Source organism: Pseudomonas sp. ABFPK (assembly GCF_001586765.1).
GTDB lineage: Bacteria > Pseudomonadota > Gammaproteobacteria > Pseudomonadales > Pseudomonadaceae > Aquipseudomonas > Aquipseudomonas asiatica.
The window spans coordinates 1-16781 of record NZ_LQXW01000013.1 but is presented as its reverse complement, the minus strand read 5'-3'; the positions used below and the strand labels follow the sequence as shown (position 1 = coordinate 16781).

Sequence of the window (16781 nt, the reverse complement as noted above, 5' to 3'; positions counted from 1 at the left end):
TCTGCCTGCGCCTTTGCTGTCTTTTGGGATTGGTGATATGAAAAAATTACTAGCATTGCTTTCAGTTCTCTTTGTTTTCCCTTTTGCCTTCCAGTCAAGCGCTTTTGCGGCAGAGCCTAAATATAGTTGTTATTACAATTACTCACCTCCCATCTATTACGGCCAAGATTTTTGCAAGAATCACGGCTATATTTATGCAACACCTAAAGATGCTGCCAACGCTTTAGGTGAGGCGCAAAGAGAATTCTGGCAATCTTCCTGGGGTAGTTATTTTTATCAATATGACTTCACGGATCCTACGTGCTCTGTCCATTCCGGCAATGGCTCTGTATGGCTTTGTATGTCTGAAGGTCGGGAGGTGCATAAAGACAATGACGGAAAACTTGTTTTTGGCCAGTGGTTAACCCTTTATCTTTATGTCGTAGCTGAGAGTCCCTGTTCCGCTACTATTGTTTTGAAGGGGTCAGAAGGGACGGTGCTTCCACCTAATGCTGATGGCAAGCGTTTTGTTTTATCCAGCAATCCCGGTGACACTGTCTGCACTAACTCATGCAGTTACAGTTTTAATAATACAGAAAAGTGCTATTTGAATGTCGGATCTGAGACTGATGGCTTCTGTAACTACAACTACAACCTTGTTTTAGACGATGCTGGTTCGCAAACCAAATGTGCGACTGATCCCAGTATCAAGCCTGGAGAGATCGGTGATGAACTCACTGATGAGTGCCCCGAAGGTTTTGAGTTTGCGAATGGCAGCAAACAGTGCACTCCAATTCCTACTGACCCTGGTGGCAGTGGTGGTGGTTCTGGTGGTGATGGCGGCACTGGCGGTGGCTCCGATGGTGACGGGGGCACTGGCGGTGGCTCTGGTGGTGGCTCTGGTGGTGATGGCGGCACTGGCGGTGGTTCTGGTGGTGATGGCGGCACTGGCGGTGGTTCCGGTGGCGATGGCAGCACTGGTGGCGGCTCCGATGGTGACGGGGGCACTGGCGGTGGCTCTGGTGGTGATGGCAGTACTGGCGGCGGTTCCGGTGGTGATGGTGGTACTGGTGGAGGTTCTGGTGATGGATCCTCAGATAACGAGACTTTCACCTCACCTGGTCTTCTAGATTTGTCTACATCTGTTGCTGGCCGTGAAGCTCAGGCAAAAGCTCAATTTATTGAGATGAAGCAAAAAATGGTTGAATCGAACACTTACACTACAGCAAAAAATGCTTTCGACGGTTCTTCTCACTCATCAGCGATTTGCCCAGTAGGATCTGTAAATCTATTTTCGCAAGAGATTGTTTTTGACAGTCACTGCAAATTGTTTGATCTGATCGCGCCAATATTGACAGCTGTCTTCATCGCCATTTGGTCTTTCCTTGCCGTGCGCATTGTTCTTTCTGCTTGAGGTGTCTTATGTTGTCTGCCCTTGCTAGTTGGTTAAAATCTGTTTTTGAACAAATTGCAGGCTGGGTCATTGACCTAATATTCATGATTTTTGGCTGGCTATGGAGCGCGCTTCTTTATCTGCTTGATGCCTTGGGCCTGGCTGACCAGATCAGATTGTCAGCAACTGCATTTGACCAGATCCCTGATTCAGTCTGGTACTTTATGAATATATTCCAAGTTCAGTTTGGCTTAGGTGCGTTATTGACGGCTTATGTCATTCGCTTCATGATTCGTCGCTTGCCGGTGGTTGGCTAATGGCTATTCATGCATATGTTGGCAAGCCCGGCCACGGCAAGAGTTATGGTGTCGTCGAGCGAGTAGTTATACCTTCGCTAAAGCAAGGTCGGCATATTGTCACTAACATTCCGTTGAATGCTGATGATTTGCTTGCCGACTTTGGCGGTACCATTCAGCAGCTTCCTTCCGACTGGTTTGACTTACCTGATCTCGCTGAATATGTTCTTCCAGGGTGTGTTCTCATTATTGATGAGGCATGGCGTCGTTGGCCGCAGGGCCAAAAGTCTAACCAGGCAAATCCTTGGGATAAGACATTGCTCGCTGAGCATCGTCATATGGTCGATGCAAAAAACAACTCAATGCGCATTGTGATTGTGACGCAGGATCTTTCCCAAATTCCTAGCTGGGCGAGAACGCTTATTGAAACCACTTTTCGAGTCGTCAAGCTATCTCGGAAGATTTACAGAGTTGATGTTTATTCAGGTGTCGTCACAGGAGATAAGCCACCTGTCTCTAGTCGCGTCCGGCAATTTCCTGGACGTTTTGATAAGGTCATTCAAAACTATTACCAGTCTGCAACCCATTCCGCTACCGGTTCTGTTGGTGATGAGTCTGTAGCCGACAAGAGTGCATCTTTCTTGCGTTCATACGGTTTGTGGTCATTGGTTTTTGTTGTGGTCGTCGGGCTGCTGTTTGGCATTTTTGGGATCAAGAGCTTCTTTAATAAGTCGCCTGACATGAGTCAGCAGGCCCCAGCTCACACTCCAGCTCCAAGCATGACTTCAGCACCTAAGCCAGTAACACCTCCACCGGTTATTTACTCTGAAACTTGGCGTTTGACTGGCTTTATTCACCCGTCACAGCCAGATCCCAACTCGAAGGTAGACGTTTCTGTTGCTGTACTTGTTGATACATCAGCTCGCACTCGTTATATCGCTTTCTCAAAATGCCGTTTCTTCTCTGACTTTAAAGAAGCGTACTGCGATATAGATGGTGAGCGAGTTACCACTTGGACGCCGCGAAAATCTTCTTTCAGTATTCCGCCTATTATCGGAGGCTTAGGCGGTGGGACTGCTCAGCGTAGCGTAAGCAGTCCATCCGGCTAAGCCATCGTTTTCGCTTCATCTAAATACTGATTAGAGCCGCATCCTGTCGTCGGCGTAAATAATGGGGTAGGGGGCTTGTATGTCTTATTTGCATCGTTTTATTGCTATTTTGTGTTTTTCGGTCATTCTTTCATCAGTGCATGCGGACGACAGCCCTCAGCCATTGTCGTTCGACTTCCAGACAATTCAGGTTTCTGACGCTCTCCAGGTGCTGGCAGATTATCGTGGTTTGAATCTTGTCCTGGGCGATGGCGTGTCGGGTTCGCTTTCTATGCGAATGAAGGACGTTACCTGGGATGAAGCCATTGAGTTTGTCACTGAGCCCCGTGGACTGCTTTACACGGTTGAAGGCAAATTTCTTCATGTCAGCCGATATCCATCACCAGGTGGCACGCAGGATAGTTATGGTCCTTTTTCCACGCCACCTGGTGTGCCTTCATCCGTTGCCATCGCTTCATATAAGGTTTCAGTTTTAAAGGTTCGTAATATTCCATCCTCTGATGCAATCAAGGCATTCCCACTTGATCCTGGTGAAAGCTTGAACGCTGAAGAAGGTTCCTCAGTTGTAGTTGCTCGCATGAGTGATGAACGCCTGGTCGATTTGCGTAACTACCTGGAAGCAGTTGATTATTCACGCAAACAGGTAATGATTGAGGCTCGCATTGTTGAGGTTGACCGTTCTTACACCAAGAATCTCGGTGGTAAGTGGTCAGGTACTGTTGGCAGCGGTGCCGGCACATTGACTGGTAGCGTACCGCTGGGTTTGACTCCGGCAGCCATTGCCGGATTTGGCATTACGTCCAGGTCGTTCAATCTGGACGCTGAGCTCGATGCTATGGAACAGGCCGGCAAAGGTCGTGTAATTTCCAGCCCGCGCGTGATCACCAGCGATCGCCACCAAGCCAAGATCATTAAAGGTTCTCAGGTCCCATATCAGCAGTCAGCTGGTGACGGTGCAACGTCCGTGTCCTTCAAACAGGCAGCGTTGTCGCTCGATGTTACGCCGCTGGTGAATGATTCTGGCGTGCTCCTGGACGTGATCCTGTCGAAGGATGAGCCAGATTATTCGAAGGCTATGAGCGGCGTGCCGCCGATCAACACAACGTCGCTGACATCGCGTGTGTTCTCGGGTTTTGGGAAGACGGTTGCCTTGGGAGGTGTTTATTCGGATGCTGACAGCACCGTCGTGCGCAGCGTGCCGTTCTTTGGGCAGATCCCGGGCTTGAAGTGGTTGTTCAACAGCACGTCGACGGTGAAGACGCAGACCGAGCTGGTTTTGTTCCTGACGCCGCGGCTGGTCGATGCTGACATATAACTATTCTAAATAGTCATTTAGCGTAGTTAGACGATTTAGTGCTGAAATGTAGGGTACACCGCCCCGCAGGAAAAATCCAAGGATGCGCATAATGACAGGGCCTTATGTTGAGCGGCGTCCGGATAATGCCATCGGCTCCGGACGTCGCTTAATATAGGGTCCATTATGCGTATCCAACTCTCCCTGTCTGATCGCGCTGTGCGCGATGCCAAGGCCTACATGGCCAACCCCGATCCTGAACATGCCGTCGAGTCGCTGATTGATTCGTATGGTGTTCTGGTGGCTGACATTCGCAAGCTGCGCACCAGGGTTCGCCAGCTCGATGATGAGTCCGCCGAGATCGATGACCTGGTAGCCAAGCTCAGATCGGTTGCCGCGTTGATCCAGGACCTTTGACCAGTCATGACAATTGAGGGGCCGACCTCGACATATGAGGGGCTGCTTTGACATTTGAGGGGCCGATTGCTTGCACATCTTGGCGCCTCGTCATCGCTTTATGCCATCATCATTCACGCTGCAATTGCAGCTTCAAGGAGATAGAGATGAGCGCTTTTGAAGGAACGGCAGAGTTTCTTTACGAGGACGGTTTCAGCGAGGTTCTGGAAATCACATGGCATAGTCAGACACGGACTCCAGCAGCGAGCGGTAGAGCTACTGTCACCAGAGCTGCGACGTTTCTTGTGCCTAAGTATCTGAAACGCCCTGGTGAGTTCGTCACGATTAGCTTTGACGACCGCAGCCTTTATGGCTACTACGATGACCCAATGCCCGGAACTGATGCGGTTCGTTACACATTCCACAGCCAAAAAAAGGAGGCTTCGCTCTAATGTTGCCGCGGCTGTGTACCTGGTTAGGAAGGAACAACGTGACGCCTAGTCAGGTATACAGATGCGGCGGACAAGCGCAGCGCGTCAGTTTTCACGCCGTTTTGAGTTCTTCCCTTTGGCGTCCAACCGCTTTTGATTGAGCTGCAGCGCCATTTCCACGGCAGATCCGATCATGACATTTGAGGGGCCGCCCTCGATGTGATTGACCTGCCGGCCGCCGAAGGCGGTGGGGGTGCTGTTACACCCCCACTTTACCGCGGTTTCCCGCGATTCTTAGCCCAGCACACCTATCCGCTTGCTGCCTTCGTTGCGCTCTCCCTTCATGTACTCTTCCATTTCCATGCCCTGAAGGATTGAGCTGATGACGTTGAGGGCTATAGGTTTGTGGGTTTCGTTCAGGCTTCCGAACCTTCGAAGCAGGCCCAACATTTGTATCTCTAACCCTCGCTCTTCATCGCTAAGCAAGATCTCATCTGTGGTGCATTGGAAGAATTTTGCTATCGCCACAACCTTGTCGCTTGGCGGCACATTCTTGCCCTTCTCCCAGCTTGCAATGGTGTTTTCTGCTACACCAATCGCTTCGGCAACGGTTTTCTGCGAATGTTTGTTCAGTTCGCGCCTAAATCTGATGTTTTCTCCGATGCTCATCGCTGCTTCAACCGAGTGATCTTGACTCATAGACTCTAACTCCTGTGTTTTTGTACAGCACATAGATTTAGTGGGATAACCCACGACTTAGCACTTGTCAAAAGGCTAACACATAGCGTAGCTTTACCTGCGTTATGTATTGGGTTGACAAGGATTTCCGATGTTCATCGATTGGCTCACAATTTCGCAGGAGCACGACCATGATCTGCCGATCGTGTGCGACGTTGTGACGTTGACGATCGACTCGAACACGAATGAGGTCCTCAGCACAAAGCAGCCGCGCTTTAAGCATGAGGCCAGCTATTCAACCTCTGTCACCATCCATGTGCAGGGCCGCAAGATCCGCGTTGAAGGCAACCCGAGCAGAGTAGGGCGGCTGGATAACCTTTTCGGTTTCACCACCATCGAGCAGTGCGTAGCCGTCTACAACGAACTTCTCCGCGAATATGGCTTGCCTGGTTTTACTCGTTGCACCCGGCTCGATATTCGCCAGGGCGCTTCAGGGGCGAAGTCTGGCGACCGTTTTGCCGACGGCGCAAAAATTGAACGTATCGACCTCACAACTAACGTTGCTTTGGGTGAGGGAAATGTCTTGGCTTATTTGCGGGGCGTTTCAAGCCAACGCATTGGCCACTCCATCGGGTTCTTGTATCCCAATGGTCGAACCGTTGCCTGGACACCAAAGGGAAATGGCCAAGGTGGCCGTTTGCAATATCGAAAGGCTTATGACAAAGCCTTTGAAATGGATCAAAACTGCCTGCCGAAAATTAAACGCATTTTTGGCGAGGAGTCAGCTGAATATAAATATGTTCAGCGAGTTAGAGATTACTGCGTCAGCGAAGGCGTAGTGCGTATGGAGCAGGAACTAAAAAGTGAATTCCTGCAACGCGAAGCCCTTTGCTACTGGGGTTTGTTTGATGAACGGCGCTTTGCCGAACTCCACTGTGAGTTTCTTAAAATTGATGAAAAGCTGAAGGTGACTGCGATGGATATCGTTAGCATTAGCGAGCAACTGCTGGCCAACAATGTTGTAGATACAACTCGCGCCGCAAATACAACCGCCCTTTATGCCATTCAGTGGATGCATGGCCAGTCTTTCGATTTTAAGAAGCGTCAGGTTCAGGATCACGCCGCTCGCCTTAATCGTATCGGTATTAACATTCGTAACGCTTGTGACACTAGCCGATTTGCGCCTGTGTTTGTTCGCCAATGTCGAGAAGTCACAAAGTCTACTTTAACTGTTCCTGCTTGGTATCAGCGCCCAAATCACTTAAGGCAGGTTGCAGCATGAAAACTGTCAGCTTCCAGGGTGCGCAGCTCACAACTGGCCAGCGTGAACGATTGCAGCAGCAGCGCCGGATTCAAAGCATGCTTAATCCTGTGCTAGCTGATCAAGTTGCTCAGACCATCGCAGCGCTCGAGGTTCGAAAAGAGCAGGGCATTCAGCCTGAAAAACAGTGGGTCACCGTTAGTGATACTCGCGGCACCGTTTCGATCGCAGAGTGGATGGGCTACTAATATTTTTAGCCGCTAAAAATCGCCCATTAGGGCCTAACTCACGCTGGCCATTAGTCGCCGGCTGCCACAGTAGAAGAGGGCACTTATGTCTAACGCAAACACCATTATTGTTGAGGTCACTGGTCAGTATCGCACCGGTACTGCTGCTAAAAGTGGAAAGCCGTATTGCATGTACACGGCATTTGTCCATCTGCCGAACATTCCTTATCCGCAGATGGCTGATTTCTACGCTGAGCTTCCTAACCAGGTGCCGCAGCCTGGAACTTATGAGTGCGACGTTATCGCGAGCGTCCGTGATTCCCGCCTGAGCTTTGAGGTTGATCCTCGCCAGGGCCGCCGTGTAAACACTCCACAGGCTAAGACTGCGTAATGCCAGGTCTACTGCATTGTCCTGGTGATTTAATTATGCAGGGCGGTGCATCACCAATGTGCTCGGTTGACTGGGTGCTTGTTCCATACATTCAACCATTTGACCCGTCACAGCTTGACCCAGTTATTTTGGGCCAAGCATTCGGCGCCGGTTTTACCTTAGTTGCAACCTTTATGGTTTTCTCCATGGGTATACGGGCGTTTCTAAATTTCATCAAAACGAGTTGAGGCTTTTATGCTTAAGAAAATCGGTAAAAAGAGCGTTGTAGCTGTATTTTTCACTGCTGCTGTTTCGGCTAATGCCTTCGCAGCTGATGCTGGCTGGGATTATTCCTCGCTCACATCGAGCGTTGATTTCTCCACTATCAGTGTTGGAGTGCTGGCTGTAGCAGCATTGCTCGCTGCGGTTTATGCCGGCATTAAAGGCGCCAAGATTGTTCTCGCATTCTTGCGTTAAGAGCTATAGCTGGGCAAAGGGCTCTTCGTGAGCCCTTTTTTATGGGGGCGTGATGGATCAACTTTATTATTTCGCGATGTTTGTAATTGGCTCTGCCTGCGCCTTTGCTGTCTTTTGGGATTGGTGATATGAAAAAATTACTAGCATTGCTTTCAGTTCTCTTTGTTTTCCCTTTTGCCTTCCAGTCAAGCGCTTTTGCGGCAGAGCCTAAATATAGTTGTTATTACAATTACTCACCTCCCATCTATTACGGCCAAGATTTTTGCAAGAATCACGGCTATATTTATGCAACACCTAAAGATGCTGCCAACGCTTTAGGTGAGGCGCAAAGAGAATTCTGGCAATCTTCCTGGGGTAGTTATTTTTATCAATATGACTTCACGGATCCTACGTGCTCTGTCCATTCCGGCAATGGCTCTGTATGGCTTTGTATGTCTGAAGGTCGGGAGGTGCATAAAGACAATGACGGAAAACTTGTTTTTGGCCAGTGGTTAACCCTTTATCTTTATGTCGTAGCTGAGAGTCCCTGTTCCGCTACTATTGTTTTGAAGGGGTCAGAAGGGACGGTGCTTCCACCTAATGCTGATGGCAAGCGTTTTGTTTTATCCAGCAATCCCGGTGACACTGTCTGCACTAACTCATGCAGTTACAGTTTTAATAATACAGAAAAGTGCTATTTGAATGTCGGATCTGAGACTGATGGCTTCTGTAACTACAACTACAACCTTGTTTTAGACGATGCTGGTTCGCAAACCAAATGTGCGACTGATCCCAGTATCAAGCCTGGAGAGATCGGTGATGAACTCACTGATGAGTGCCCCGAAGGTTTTGAGTTTGCGAATGGCAGCAAACAGTGCACTCCAATTCCTACTGACCCTGGTGGCAGTGGTGGTGGTTCTGGTGGTGATGGCGGCACTGGCGGTGGCTCCGATGGTGACGGGGGCACTGGCGGTGGCTCTGGTGGTGGCTCTGGTGGTGATGGCGGCACTGGCGGTGGTTCTGGTGGTGATGGCGGCACTGGCGGTGGTTCCGGTGGCGATGGCAGCACTGGTGGCGGCTCCGATGGTGACGGGGGCACTGGCGGTGGCTCTGGTGGTGATGGCAGTACTGGCGGCGGTTCCGGTGGTGATGGTGGTACTGGTGGAGGTTCTGGTGATGGATCCTCAGATAACGAGACTTTCACCTCACCTGGTCTTCTAGATTTGTCTACATCTGTTGCTGGCCGTGAAGCTCAGGCAAAAGCTCAATTTATTGAGATGAAGCAAAAAATGGTTGAATCGAACACTTACACTACAGCAAAAAATGCTTTCGACGGTTCTTCTCACTCATCAGCGATTTGCCCAGTAGGATCTGTAAATCTATTTTCGCAAGAGATTGTTTTTGACAGTCACTGCAAATTGTTTGATCTGATCGCGCCAATATTGACAGCTGTCTTCATCGCCATTTGGTCTTTCCTTGCCGTGCGCATTGTTCTTTCTGCTTGAGGTGTCTTATGTTGTCTGCCCTTGCTAGTTGGTTAAAATCTGTTTTTGAACAAATTGCAGGCTGGGTCATTGACCTAATATTCATGATTTTTGGCTGGCTATGGAGCGCGCTTCTTTATCTGCTTGATGCCTTGGGCCTGGCTGACCAGATCAGATTGTCAGCAACTGCATTTGACCAGATCCCTGATTCAGTCTGGTACTTTATGAATATATTCCAAGTTCAGTTTGGCTTAGGTGCGTTATTGACGGCTTATGTCATTCGCTTCATGATTCGTCGCTTGCCGGTGGTTGGCTAATGGCTATTCATGCATATGTTGGCAAGCCCGGCCACGGCAAGAGTTATGGTGTCGTCGAGCGAGTAGTTATACCTTCGCTAAAGCAAGGTCGGCATATTGTCACTAACATTCCGTTGAATGCTGATGATTTGCTTGCCGACTTTGGCGGTACCATTCAGCAGCTTCCTTCCGACTGGTTTGACTTACCTGATCTCGCTGAATATGTTCTTCCAGGGTGTGTTCTCATTATTGATGAGGCATGGCGTCGTTGGCCGCAGGGCCAAAAGTCTAACCAGGCAAATCCTTGGGATAAGACATTGCTCGCTGAGCATCGTCATATGGTCGATGCAAAAAACAACTCAATGCGCATTGTGATTGTGACGCAGGATCTTTCCCAAATTCCTAGCTGGGCGAGAACGCTTATTGAAACCACTTTTCGAGTCGTCAAGCTATCTCGGAAGATTTACAGAGTTGATGTTTATTCAGGTGTCGTCACAGGAGATAAGCCACCTGTCTCTAGTCGCGTCCGGCAATTTCCTGGACGTTTTGATAAGGTCATTCAAAACTATTACCAGTCTGCAACCCATTCCGCTACCGGTTCTGTTGGTGATGAGTCTGTAGCCGACAAGAGTGCATCTTTCTTGCGTTCATACGGTTTGTGGTCATTGGTTTTTGTTGTGGTCGTCGGGCTGCTGTTTGGCATTTTTGGGATCAAGAGCTTCTTTAATAAGTCGCCTGACATGAGTCAGCAGGCCCCAGCTCACACTCCAGCTCCAAGCATGACTTCAGCACCTAAGCCAGTAACACCTCCACCGGTTATTTACTCTGAAACTTGGCGTTTGACTGGCTTTATTCACCCGTCACAGCCAGATCCCAACTCGAAGGTAGACGTTTCTGTTGCTGTACTTGTTGATACATCAGCTCGCACTCGTTATATCGCTTTCTCAAAATGCCGTTTCTTCTCTGACTTTAAAGAAGCGTACTGCGATATAGATGGTGAGCGAGTTACCACTTGGACGCCGCGAAAATCTTCTTTCAGTATTCCGCCTATTATCGGAGGCTTAGGCGGTGGGACTGCTCAGCGTAGCGTAAGCAGTCCATCCGGCTAAGCCATCGTTTTCGCTTCATCTAAATACTGATTAGAGCCGCATCCTGTCGTCGGCGTAAATAATGGGGTAGGGGGCTTGTATGTCTTATTTGCATCGTTTTATTGCTATTTTGTGTTTTTCGGTCATTCTTTCATCAGTGCATGCGGACGACAGCCCTCAGCCATTGTCGTTCGACTTCCAGACAATTCAGGTTTCTGACGCTCTCCAGGTGCTGGCAGATTATCGTGGTTTGAATCTTGTCCTGGGCGATGGCGTGTCGGGTTCGCTTTCTATGCGAATGAAGGACGTTACCTGGGATGAAGCCATTGAGTTTGTCACTGAGCCCCGTGGACTGCTTTACACGGTTGAAGGCAAATTTCTTCATGTCAGCCGATATCCATCACCAGGTGGCACGCAGGATAGTTATGGTCCTTTTTCCACGCCACCTGGTGTGCCTTCATCCGTTGCCATCGCTTCATATAAGGTTTCAGTTTTAAAGGTTCGTAATATTCCATCCTCTGATGCAATCAAGGCATTCCCACTTGATCCTGGTGAAAGCTTGAACGCTGAAGAAGGTTCCTCAGTTGTAGTTGCTCGCATGAGTGATGAACGCCTGGTCGATTTGCGTAACTACCTGGAAGCAGTTGATTATTCACGCAAACAGGTAATGATTGAGGCTCGCATTGTTGAGGTTGACCGTTCTTACACCAAGAATCTCGGTGGTAAGTGGTCAGTTTATGTTGGCAGCGGTGCCGGCACATTGACTGGTAGCGTACCGCTGGGTTTGACTCCGGCAGCCATTGCCGGATTTGGCATTACGTCCAGGTCGTTCAATCTGGACGCTGAGCTCGATGCTATGGAACAGGCCGGCAAAGGTCGTGTAATTTCCAGCCCGCGCGTGATCACCAGCGATCGCCACCAAGCCAAGATCATTAAAGGTTCTCAGGTCCCATATCAGCAGTCAGCTGGTGACGGTGCAACGTCCGTGTCCTTCAAACAGGCAGCGTTGTCGCTCGATGTTACGCCGCTGGTGAATGATTCTGGCGTGCTCCTGGACGTGATCCTGTCGAAGGATGAGCCAGATTATTCGAAGGCTATGAGCGGCGTGCCGCCGATCAACACAACGTCGCTGACATCGCGTGTGTTCTCGGGTTTTGGGAAGACGGTTGCCTTGGGAGGTGTTTATTCGGATGCTGACAGCACCGTCGTGCGCAGCGTGCCGTTCTTTGGGCAGATCCCGGGCTTGAAGTGGTTGTTCAACAGCACGTCGACGGTGAAGACGCAGACCGAGCTGGTTTTGTTCCTGACGCCGCGGCTGGTCGATGCTGACATATAACTATTCTAAATAGTCATTTAGCGTAGTTAGACGATTTAGTGCTGAAATGTAGGGTACACCGCCCCGCAGGAAAAATCCAAGGATGCGCATAATGAGTATTATGTTAAATGACGTATTTGGAAGTGCCCGTCCGTATTCTGTCCCCATTCGTCTATCAAGCCCCCACGCTTCCACAAGCTCGCAAAACCACGCCGCCATGATCTCACTGGCTTGAGACATCTCATTTTGTACAGAGCCTAGAACTCCACCTTGCCCCGACCCGCCTTGACAGTGCTGCGCCTGGCTTTTCCTTCGAGGCGACGGGTCTTCGAGCCGAGGGTCGGCTTGGTGGGACGGCGTTTTTTCTCGGTCTTGCCGGCAGTGATGATCAACTCGGCAAGACGCGCCAGTGCGTCAGCGCGGTTCTGCTCCTGTGTGCGGTATTGTTGTGCCTTGATGATCAACACGCCGTCGCCGGTGATGCGATTGTCACGCAGCGCCAACAACCGCTCCTTGTAAAACTCGGGTAGCGACAAAGCGCGAATGTCGAAGCGCAGGTGCACGGCGCTGGACACCTTGTTGACATTCTGCCCACCTGCGCCTTGCGCGCGGATGTATGTCAGTTCGATTTCGGCGTCTGGCAGGTGCATATTATTAGAGATGGTCAGCATGGCATGGCCCTTGTGATTCCCCTCCATTATCCAGGGTCGCCAAGCAATCCGGGAAGTCTGTTCGATCCGAGAGACCGAAGCTCAAAGATGGCTATTTGATGGTATTCTGGCCGCTAATACAATCTGGCACCGCTGGTCAGACTCACGTCCGGGTGCCTAGCCGCCTTAACCAATGGATCGAACATGCTTAGAGTGGTTGGTGAAGAGATAGACATCCGTTCCGCGATCAACAGATTCAATTCCTCTTACCATGAAGACTTTTCTCGGGTGAGGAAAATTTCAGCAGCCTACCTGACTGCACTCACGACGCAAAACGCCACAGCGCTGGCCGACGCGCTTCGAAGTGCTTTGATGAACTGGGGCGCAGGCGCGAGAAAGGCTCCGATGCTACACCCGCCGTCTCAAGCTGCAGCAAGGCTTTGCGACCCGAACCTACACGCTAAGCTTGTCCGTTTTGACAGTCACCAACTGAATGGATTCGCACTGTCATCCGCAGATAAACGGATCTTCACCACCGAGTGGCTTTATCCGTCAGCGGCTCATTTTGATGCAGATCTGCTCGGGGTCTTGAAGATGCTGGCCGAGGCTCTGTTCGTTAATAACACCAATGTCACTTACCCCATGAAAGCATTACTGCTGATAACGGGATTCATGCCAGCATTGGATAGCCAGGTAAGAAAAGGATTGCAGCACGCGGGTTTTCAAGGATTCAGCAGTTCTCGCTACCTGCTCCCCAGCGACACCCAAAAAGCTGCCGGACAAAAGCTCTGCAGGCTGCCCTTCACGCTTGGTCAATGCTGGGAGCAAAACAAGGAGCTATTGACTGAAGCCGTTTTGAAGAGCGATCACCCTGCCCTTCAATTCGAGCCTGGTCGGGTCTTCGACATCCTGCTCTTCATGCAGCAAGATCCGAACCGGAAGCTCATCGCCGTTTGAGCGTATGCCTACATCCGGGGCGGACGTAAGACATACACTGATGTGAATGGCGGCCGCGTTTCGCGGACCGCCACGGGTGGAGTGAACTCAGCGCATCATACCCAGCTCGGCATCGTCCATCAGCGCCTTGGCCAATGCGCTCAGGTAATGCGCAGCCCAGATCATCATCGGCTTTTCATCCATCAACCCGACAATCGTCAGTTCCCGCACGTTCCCCATCAATTCCGAAGACTGCTCCCGAGCGCTCTTGCAAGGAATGCCAGCTTCGATGCGAAACAACGGATGGGTCTGGTTTTCACCTTGGTAGAACGTGGTCTTGCCTACGGTGGTTTTCTCGTTCGATTCGTCAGTAGTCATTTGCTTATTACCTTTATGAGTGCGCCACCTGACTGCTGTCAAACAGAAGGGTGGCAGCTGTACGTAGGTTGACAGACCGGCGGAATAAGCAAGTTCCGGCGCACGCAAGCGTGCCCCACGCACAGCCACCATAAAGGGAAAGCCGAATGCTTAAACCGTTACGGCCTGTCAAAGCCGTGTCACTGATGAGCAGCGACAGGCCCAGACTAGAGCCGTGCCAGAGCACCCGCAACGGAAAATAGGCGGCAACAGTATCTTTGGGAAATGCCCTACAAGAAAGCGAAAAAATCTGATTTTTCGAGGCTAGTTGTAATCAATGAACTATGAACGATTCACCATCACATCAGGCAATAGAATTCCGTAACCTCTGCCACAATCTCTCCCTTCGCATCATAAAGCCTCGCCTCTGGCGTCATGGCCATTGAGCGGGCCTCGAGCACGTAGCGCTGCCCAGCCTTGAAATGCTCGTAGTCGATGGTCAGGTAGCATTGCCTTACCGTGGTACCTCCCATCAGGCTGATGCCACCGCCACCATTTACTTCGTAGTCGAACCTGACGACCAATTCATGGCTGCCGGGGCTGACCTCAAAGAAGCGCCCATCACGCAGGCGTTGTTTATCCAGGCGTTCGGCCAACAGCACACGGTCATTCGGGAATGGCGTCGAGAGATCGACCCAAGCCATCTGTGGGTTGGCAGTTGGCATCGGCGCCTGGCAACCCGCAAATGCAGCGATCGCCAACAACAGTGTCAACTTGCGCATGAGTAGTTCCCCAAAGGCTCTTGGCTCAACAGACAGGATAACGCCGACAAGTGTCGATGTGCGCATGAAGGGACGACCGAAGCCCCCTCCTTCGCCTTCATGCTGATACTTGGTTCACGCAGCCCCTTCTCGTATGATCGTCGCAATCTGATCTGGAACGGATTTCGTGAAGTCGTTACCTGGAAATGTCCCAATTACCCCAGTTGCCCCCAAGGACGTGAAATGGAACGTGGGCGAGGCTGCCAACCAGCTCTCATGGGACGACCTGCGGATCATCAAAACGCTCAGTGAGTGTGGCAATCGCGCTGCCACAGCCAAGAAGCTCGGCATCAACGTGTCCACCGTCTCCCGCAGGGTCTCCCAGGTTGAAAAAACACTTGGCGTAGCTTTGTTCGATCACCGCAAATCAGGCTATTTGCTAACAATCGAGGGCGCGGAATTACGTGCCCTCGCCGAGCGCGTGGAGCTGGACATTGTCAGCGTGACGCGGCGTGTCTCACGTGCCGGCCAGGGGCCACTCGGAAAGCTTCGTATCACCACCAGCGACTCACTGCTTCTTTACTTCCTCACCCCCATCATCGCGGACTTCAAGGCCCTCAATGAAGGCATCACGATTGAGGTGTTGGTGGGCAACGAATCACTGAGCCTTGCGCGAGACGAATCGGATATTGCCGTTCGAGCGACCAGGAAACCCGCCGAAAGCCTGGTGGGCCGCAAACTGGCCACAATCGCCTGGGCTCCCTACGGCAGCAGCAACCATACAACGCCTACTCCTCTGTTCACTGAAGGCCAGGCATGGGTTTCCTATTCCGCAGCGCTACGCGGGCTCAAGGCAACGAGCTATGTCGAAAACAGGGTCGCAGCCGAGTGCATCTCGTACCGCACCGATTCGGTTGCGGCGGCAAGTGCTGCAATCGCGGCAGGCCTGGGGGTTGGTTTTTTGCCCTGCATGTTGGGTGATATCACGCCTGGGCTTGAACGCGTCGGCCCGGTGGTGCCGGAGCTGCAGGATGAGCTGTGGCTGCTGACGCACCAGGACATCCGCAAATCGTGGCGAGTCAAAGCGTTCATGACGTTCTGTGCAGCTGCCGTTGCCAACCAGAAGCCGTTGATCGAGGGCCAACTGGTACTCCCGGTCACGTAGAGCGAAACCGGGAGTGCGGGTCACTCTGCGTGTGAGCCAAGTACCGCTTTGCAGGCGATTTCGATCAGCTGTGGGCGCTGGGCAAGCCTCGATACGCCGATGATGTTGCTGGCGCATTGAGGCCGTTCCGTGCCGTAGGCGGCCTTGCGCACCTTGCCGACCACGGCAAAGGCCGCGTCCATGTCCAGTACGTAGAGCGTCTCTTCCACGACATCTTCAAGCGTCGCTCCGTATAGCGCGAGCAGCTTGGCAATATTGTCGTAGGCGGCGCGCATCTGATCCCCCATCGAAGAGAAATCACAGGGCCTGCCGTCACGATCCAAGGGTGCCGGCGCGACCAGGTTCCCTTCATCGTCATGATTGAACTGGCCCGATACGTAGATCTCGTCTCCTACCCGCCGTGCCTGCGGATACCCGTAAGAACTCTCCCACGGGACGCCCCAATAGGCGGTTTGTTTGTTGAGTGGTTGTGAAGCTGCCATCGCTTTCTCCTGGCGTAAACCGGATCAGGTAGACCCGCGTTTGCGTGCGAATACTAGCAACAGGATGAACAAACGAAGGGCGCATTAATGCGCCTTTGAGAGCGCAAAAGTGCGCCACCGCTTCGCTCTGCGATTGGCTATCTTGTTCTCGGACTCAAGCAACGGGCATCACTGAGGACGTCATCCAGTGCCTCAGCACAGCCTGCAGAAAGCAGGCGCCGTGACTTGTGTGCGGATTCCACGGTCATCTGGCCACCCATTCCATAAGCATCTGACCACCGATTCCACGGTGATCCGGCCACCCATTCCACGCGTATCCGACCACTGATTCCACGGTCATCCGGCCACTCAACCGGG

At 51.4% G+C, this 16781-nt stretch carries 22 protein-coding genes; 17 read left to right on the top strand and 5 right to left on the bottom strand.

Annotated features, from left to right (window positions below; all coding sequences use genetic code 11):
• The first annotated feature begins 37 nt into the window (after window positions 1–37).
• The 6 genes from WM94_RS30445 (at window position 38) to WM94_RS10995 (ending at window position 4919) form a co-directional block, all read left to right on the top strand.
• Entirely contained in the window at window positions 38–1393 is a 1356-nt protein-coding gene (locus WM94_RS30445) for a hypothetical protein (RefSeq protein WP_177342382.1), read from the top strand.
• Between the two features lie 8 nt (window positions 1394–1401).
• Complete coding sequence (locus tag WM94_RS11015) at window positions 1402–1689, top strand: DUF2523 family protein (protein WP_061551198.1); 288 nt, start codon at window positions 1402–1404, stop codon at window positions 1687–1689.
• Window positions 1689–2777 carry a zonular occludens toxin domain-containing protein gene (locus WM94_RS29005; RefSeq protein ID WP_082810555.1) on the top strand — a complete coding sequence of 363 codons (1089 nt, stop codon included), beginning with the start codon at window positions 1689–1691 and terminating at the stop codon, window positions 2775–2777. Before WM94_RS11015 ends, WM94_RS29005 begins: the two co-directional genes overlap by 1 nt.
• Window positions 2778–2856: 79 nt before the next feature.
• Complete coding sequence (locus tag WM94_RS29000) at window positions 2857–4092, top strand: hypothetical protein (protein WP_082810558.1); 1236 nt, start codon at window positions 2857–2859, stop codon at window positions 4090–4092.
• A gap of 165 nt (window positions 4093–4257) precedes the next feature.
• Window positions 4258–4488 (top strand): hypothetical protein, encoded by a 231-nt coding sequence (locus WM94_RS11000; protein WP_061551205.1) that lies wholly within the window; start codon window positions 4258–4260, stop codon window positions 4486–4488.
• Between the two features lie 146 nt (window positions 4489–4634).
• Window positions 4635–4919: a hypothetical protein gene (locus tag WM94_RS10995; protein WP_061551204.1), complete on the top strand. Its 285-nt coding sequence runs from the start codon at window positions 4635–4637 to the stop codon at window positions 4917–4919.
• Between the two features lie 273 nt (window positions 4920–5192).
• Here WM94_RS10995 and WM94_RS10990 read toward each other — a convergent pair whose 3' ends face one another.
• The gene (locus WM94_RS10990) at window positions 5193–5597 is read right to left on the bottom strand and encodes a helix-turn-helix domain-containing protein (RefSeq protein ID WP_061551203.1); all 405 of its coding nucleotides are present in this window, start codon (window positions 5595–5597) and stop codon (window positions 5193–5195) included.
• 130 nt (window positions 5598–5727) lie between these two features.
• On the opposite strand from WM94_RS10990, the gene WM94_RS10985 reads away from it, so the two are divergent.
• The 9 genes from WM94_RS10985 (at window position 5728) to WM94_RS28985 (ending at window position 12094) form a co-directional block, all read left to right on the top strand.
• A complete protein-coding gene (locus tag WM94_RS10985) occupies window positions 5728–6858 on the top strand; it encodes a phage/plasmid replication protein (protein WP_061551202.1) in 1131 nt (376 codons plus the stop codon).
• Window positions 6855–7085 (top strand): hypothetical protein, encoded by a 231-nt coding sequence (locus WM94_RS10980; RefSeq protein ID WP_061551201.1) that lies wholly within the window; start codon window positions 6855–6857, stop codon window positions 7083–7085. Before WM94_RS10985 ends, WM94_RS10980 begins: the two co-directional genes overlap by 4 nt.
• 85 nt (window positions 7086–7170) lie before the next feature.
• Window positions 7171–7455 carry a propanediol utilization protein gene (locus WM94_RS28995; protein ID WP_082810556.1) on the top strand — a complete coding sequence of 95 codons (285 nt, stop codon included), beginning with the start codon at window positions 7171–7173 and terminating at the stop codon, window positions 7453–7455.
• Window positions 7455–7682 carry a hypothetical protein gene (locus tag WM94_RS30090; protein WP_156485959.1) on the top strand — a complete coding sequence of 76 codons (228 nt, stop codon included), beginning with the start codon at window positions 7455–7457 and terminating at the stop codon, window positions 7680–7682. Before WM94_RS28995 ends, WM94_RS30090 begins: the two co-directional genes overlap by 1 nt.
• Window positions 7683–7689: 7 nt before the next feature.
• Window positions 7690–7911, top strand: a complete 222-nt coding sequence (locus WM94_RS10975) for a hypothetical protein (RefSeq protein ID WP_061551200.1) — start codon at window positions 7690–7692, stop codon at window positions 7909–7911.
• Between the two features lie 128 nt (window positions 7912–8039).
• Window positions 8040–9395: a hypothetical protein gene (locus WM94_RS30440; protein ID WP_177342382.1), complete on the top strand. Its 1356-nt coding sequence runs from the start codon at window positions 8040–8042 to the stop codon at window positions 9393–9395.
• Between the two features lie 8 nt (window positions 9396–9403).
• Window positions 9404–9691: a DUF2523 family protein gene (locus tag WM94_RS10965; RefSeq protein WP_061551198.1), complete on the top strand. Its 288-nt coding sequence runs from the start codon at window positions 9404–9406 to the stop codon at window positions 9689–9691.
• Window positions 9691–10779: a zonular occludens toxin domain-containing protein gene (locus tag WM94_RS28990; RefSeq protein WP_082810555.1), complete on the top strand. Its 1089-nt coding sequence runs from the start codon at window positions 9691–9693 to the stop codon at window positions 10777–10779. Before WM94_RS10965 ends, WM94_RS28990 begins: the two co-directional genes overlap by 1 nt.
• Before the next feature lie 79 nt (window positions 10780–10858).
• On the top strand, window positions 10859–12094 hold the full coding sequence (locus WM94_RS28985) for a hypothetical protein (RefSeq protein ID WP_082810554.1): 1236 nt from the start codon (window positions 10859–10861) through the stop codon (window positions 12092–12094).
• Window positions 12095–12330: 236 nt separating this feature from the next.
• Here WM94_RS28985 and arfB read toward each other — a convergent pair whose 3' ends face one another.
• Complete coding sequence (gene arfB, locus WM94_RS10950) at window positions 12331–12744, bottom strand: alternative ribosome rescue aminoacyl-tRNA hydrolase ArfB (RefSeq protein ID WP_061551195.1); 414 nt, start codon at window positions 12742–12744, stop codon at window positions 12331–12333.
• Window positions 12745–12927: 183 nt separating this feature from the next.
• Here arfB and WM94_RS10945 point away from each other — a divergent pair, with 183 nt between their 5' ends.
• Window positions 12928–13680 carry a hypothetical protein gene (locus WM94_RS10945; protein WP_061551194.1) on the top strand — a complete coding sequence of 251 codons (753 nt, stop codon included), beginning with the start codon at window positions 12928–12930 and terminating at the stop codon, window positions 13678–13680.
• Window positions 13681–13767: 87 nt separating this feature from the next.
• Here WM94_RS10945 and WM94_RS10940 read toward each other — a convergent pair whose 3' ends face one another.
• Both WM94_RS10940 and WM94_RS10935 read right to left on the bottom strand, forming a co-directional pair.
• A complete protein-coding gene (locus WM94_RS10940) occupies window positions 13768–14037 on the bottom strand; it encodes a DUF3077 domain-containing protein (RefSeq protein ID WP_061551193.1) in 270 nt (89 codons plus the stop codon).
• A 338-nt stretch (window positions 14038–14375) separates the two neighbouring features.
• Window positions 14376–14798: a hypothetical protein gene (locus tag WM94_RS10935; RefSeq protein ID WP_039613404.1), complete on the bottom strand. Its 423-nt coding sequence runs from the start codon at window positions 14796–14798 to the stop codon at window positions 14376–14378.
• 217 nt (window positions 14799–15015) lie between these two features.
• Between WM94_RS10935 and WM94_RS10930 the strand changes: the two genes are divergently transcribed.
• Window positions 15016–15942 (top strand): LysR family transcriptional regulator, encoded by a 927-nt coding sequence (locus WM94_RS10930; RefSeq protein WP_003258729.1) that lies wholly within the window; start codon window positions 15016–15018, stop codon window positions 15940–15942.
• A 20-nt stretch (window positions 15943–15962) separates the two neighbouring features.
• Here the strand turns inward: WM94_RS10930 and WM94_RS10925 are convergent, their stop codons facing one another.
• On the bottom strand, window positions 15963–16424 hold the full coding sequence (locus WM94_RS10925) for a Rid family hydrolase (RefSeq protein ID WP_061551192.1): 462 nt from the start codon (window positions 16422–16424) through the stop codon (window positions 15963–15965).
• Between the last annotated feature and the right edge of the window lie 357 nt (window positions 16425–16781).

Excerpts from the sequence above, each read along its gene's own strand:
- WM94_RS30445 (WP_177342382.1), top strand. The coding sequence starts at position 38 with ATGAAAAAATTACTAGCATTGCTTTCAGTTCTCTTTGTTTTCCCTTTT.
- WM94_RS11015 (WP_061551198.1), top strand. The coding sequence starts at position 1,402 with ATGTTGTCTGCCCTTGCTAGTTGGTTAAAATCTGTTTTTGAACAAATT.
- WM94_RS29005 (WP_082810555.1), top strand. The coding sequence starts at position 1,689 with ATGGCTATTCATGCATATGTTGGCAAGCCCGGCCACGGCAAGAGTTAT.
- WM94_RS29000 (WP_082810558.1), top strand. The coding sequence starts at position 2,857 with ATGTCTTATTTGCATCGTTTTATTGCTATTTTGTGTTTTTCGGTCATT.
- WM94_RS11000 (WP_061551205.1), top strand. The coding sequence starts at position 4,258 with ATGCGTATCCAACTCTCCCTGTCTGATCGCGCTGTGCGCGATGCCAAG.
- WM94_RS10995 (WP_061551204.1), top strand. The coding sequence starts at position 4,635 with ATGAGCGCTTTTGAAGGAACGGCAGAGTTTCTTTACGAGGACGGTTTC.
- WM94_RS10990 (WP_061551203.1), bottom strand. The coding sequence starts at position 5,597 with ATGAGTCAAGATCACTCGGTTGAAGCAGCGATGAGCATCGGAGAAAAC.
- WM94_RS10985 (WP_061551202.1), top strand. The coding sequence starts at position 5,728 with ATGTTCATCGATTGGCTCACAATTTCGCAGGAGCACGACCATGATCTG.
- WM94_RS10980 (WP_061551201.1), top strand. The coding sequence starts at position 6,855 with ATGAAAACTGTCAGCTTCCAGGGTGCGCAGCTCACAACTGGCCAGCGT.
- WM94_RS28995 (WP_082810556.1), top strand. The coding sequence starts at position 7,171 with ATGTCTAACGCAAACACCATTATTGTTGAGGTCACTGGTCAGTATCGC.
- WM94_RS30090 (WP_156485959.1), top strand. The coding sequence starts at position 7,455 with ATGCCAGGTCTACTGCATTGTCCTGGTGATTTAATTATGCAGGGCGGT.
- WM94_RS10975 (WP_061551200.1), top strand. The coding sequence starts at position 7,690 with ATGCTTAAGAAAATCGGTAAAAAGAGCGTTGTAGCTGTATTTTTCACT.
- WM94_RS30440 (WP_177342382.1), top strand. The coding sequence starts at position 8,040 with ATGAAAAAATTACTAGCATTGCTTTCAGTTCTCTTTGTTTTCCCTTTT.
- WM94_RS10965 (WP_061551198.1), top strand. The coding sequence starts at position 9,404 with ATGTTGTCTGCCCTTGCTAGTTGGTTAAAATCTGTTTTTGAACAAATT.
- WM94_RS28990 (WP_082810555.1), top strand. The coding sequence starts at position 9,691 with ATGGCTATTCATGCATATGTTGGCAAGCCCGGCCACGGCAAGAGTTAT.
- WM94_RS28985 (WP_082810554.1), top strand. The coding sequence starts at position 10,859 with ATGTCTTATTTGCATCGTTTTATTGCTATTTTGTGTTTTTCGGTCATT.
- arfB (WP_061551195.1), bottom strand. The coding sequence starts at position 12,744 with ATGCTGACCATCTCTAATAATATGCACCTGCCAGACGCCGAAATCGAA.
- WM94_RS10945 (WP_061551194.1), top strand. The coding sequence starts at position 12,928 with ATGCTTAGAGTGGTTGGTGAAGAGATAGACATCCGTTCCGCGATCAAC.
- WM94_RS10940 (WP_061551193.1), bottom strand. The coding sequence starts at position 14,037 with ATGACTACTGACGAATCGAACGAGAAAACCACCGTAGGCAAGACCACG.
- WM94_RS10935 (WP_039613404.1), bottom strand. The coding sequence starts at position 14,798 with ATGCGCAAGTTGACACTGTTGTTGGCGATCGCTGCATTTGCGGGTTGC.
- WM94_RS10925 (WP_061551192.1), bottom strand. The coding sequence starts at position 16,424 with ATGGCAGCTTCACAACCACTCAACAAACAAACCGCCTATTGGGGCGTC.